At 51.9% G+C, this 2,138-nt stretch carries 4 protein-coding genes; all 4 read left to right on the top strand.

The window, feature by feature from the left end:
* Positions 1-66 precede the first annotated feature (66 nt).
* Entirely contained in the window at positions 67-294 is a 228-nt protein-coding gene (locus J7J55_00650; protein ID MCD6141225.1) for an AbrB/MazE/SpoVT family DNA-binding domain-containing protein, read from the top strand.
* Positions 278-688: a PIN domain-containing protein gene (locus J7J55_00645; GenBank protein ID MCD6141224.1), complete on the top strand. Its 411-nt coding sequence runs from the start codon at positions 278-280 to the stop codon at positions 686-688. The genes J7J55_00650 and J7J55_00645 overlap by 17 nt, the downstream gene beginning before the upstream one ends.
* A gap of 119 nt (positions 689-807) precedes the next feature.
* Entirely contained in the window at positions 808-1,389 is a 582-nt protein-coding gene (locus J7J55_00640; GenBank protein ID MCD6141223.1) for a hypothetical protein, read from the top strand.
* Positions 1,386-2,138, top strand: a 753-nt coding sequence (locus J7J55_00635) for a nucleotidyl transferase AbiEii/AbiGii toxin family protein (protein MCD6141222.1), incomplete at its 3' end; no start/stop codon positions are given. The genes J7J55_00640 and J7J55_00635, both read left to right, overlap by 4 nt.

Here is a 2,138-nt window from a genome sequence, read left to right as displayed (position 1 = left end):
GTTTTAAACGAGTTAATAGCTTGTAATTTTCCGTTTTGGCTTGTAAAATTCTTATAGGTGATTGCGATGAAGACGACGGTAACCAAACGAGCGCAGACTGTGGTTCCCGCGGAGATCCGTGCTCGATATGGGATAAAAGGGGGAGACTTGCTCGAGTGGATCGACGATGGGGAGTCCATAAAGGTGATTCCCGTGGTGCGCGATCCGCTGAAAGTGCTCAAGGGGTGCGCACAGGGGGAGAGGCTGACCGAGAAGCTCCTCAGGGCACGACAGGAAGATGCGAAGCGGGGGTGAAACCAAGTATCTCCTCGATACATCGGCGGTGCTGACACTTCTCGAAGACGAGGCCGGCGCAGAACGAGTTGAGGAGATCATCAAGTCGGAAAACGCTATAGTGCCGTTCCTCGTTCTCTTGGAGGCATATTACATCAGCTTGCAGGAAGTCGGCGAAGCGGTCGCTGATCGAAGGTATGCCCTCCTGAAGCAGCTCCCGGTTAAGTTCATCGCGGAGGTGTCCGAGCCGGTGCTGCTCACCGCTGCTCGGTTCAAGGCACAGCATCATCTATCGCTCGCTGATGCATTGATCGCCGCGTTCGCGGCCCGAAACAGAGCAGTGCTGGTACACAAGGATCCCGAGTTTGAGCCGCTATCTCCGTGGGTGAAGCAGGAACCGCTGCCGTATAAATGATCGCGATCGCAGTGATGCCCCCTAACGTTGCAGAAAAATAACAAAAATGTTATTCTTTTGCCATGAAATGGGGTGAGTTTCTGGACCGCTTTCACGACTGTACAGTGATTGAGCCCGCGATGGTATACGCGGGAAAGACCAGTCCCAATGCTCTCCAAGCACAATTGAGCCGTTGGGTGAAAGAGGGGCGTCTTATCAAGCTGGCACGTGGGAAATACGTGCTTGCTCCTCCGTACCGGAAAGTTGAGCTGCCTCTTGAACACGTCGCAAACCGCCTCGTGTATCCGTCGTATGTAAGCTTGGAGAGGGCGCTCGCTTGGTATGAGCTCATCCCTGATGCGGTGGCTGTCGTGACTTCTGTGACAACAGCGCGTCCTCGTGTGTTGGAAAACACACTGGGGACGTTTCGCTACCGACACATACGGCGAGACCTGTTTTGGGGATTCATTTCGGAAGAACTGCGAGGGCAAGAGTGCATCATTGCCCTTCCGGAAAAGGCGATCCTCGATTTTTTCTATTTTCGGCCGGGGGTAGCAACTGTTAAAGAGATTCGTGAAATGCGATTTCAGAACTTAGATCGCCTCGATGAGAAGCGGTTAATGGCATTCGCCGAGCGCACCGGTGTGAAGAAACTCATCACCGGAGCAAAACGTCTTGTGCGATATCGAAGGATCTTCCTTGAGGAGTATGGTCTGTTATGAAGGATCGTGCTCTACAACTTGCTGCTGCGGCCCCTCAAGGACAACGAAGGAACATACTGCGTGAATACGTGCAAGCACATATTCTGTACTCACTGCAATCGGTGCGAGCGTTTGAACAGATCGCTTTTGTCGGTGGAACGGCGTTACGATTTCTATATGGGTTGCATCGATATTCCGAGGATCTCGATTTCTCCCTGGAGCGTGGCGATGGTTACAACTTCGATCGCCTTCTGGATCGAGTAGAATCGGATTTGGTCAAGGCCGGATTTGACGTGACAGTACACCCACACAAAGGAGAGCCGATTCACTCTGCGTTCATCAGGCTACCCGGATTATTGTATGATGCTGGTCTGTCACCGCATCGAACGGAAAAACTATCCGTAAAAATTGAGATCGACACTAACCCCCCTGAGGGAGCGACTACACTAACCACACTGATCAATCGCTACTTCCTTCTTGCCCTTCTCCATTACGACCTCCCTTCGTTAATGGCAGGGAAGCTGCATGCGTTACTATCTCGACCGTACACAAAAGGGCGAGATATTTATGACTTGCTCTGGTACCTCACTCGCCCCGATCATATAGAACCGAATATTCCCTTACTGCGGAACGCTCTGTCTCAGACAGGGTGGAACGGTCCGCAGGTAACCGCGGAAAACTGGCGTGAGATAATCGCTAACAAGATCGTCGGATTGGATTTTACAAGAATCGCAGACGATGTCAGCCCATTCTTGGAAAGACCTGAAGAC

Source organism: Candidatus Bipolaricaulota bacterium, from assembly GCA_021159055.1.
Lineage (GTDB): Bacteria > Bipolaricaulota > Bipolaricaulia > UBA7950 > UBA9294 > S016-54.
The sequence above is the reverse complement of the archived record's forward strand: the minus strand, read 5'-3'. Positions and strand labels throughout refer to the sequence as shown.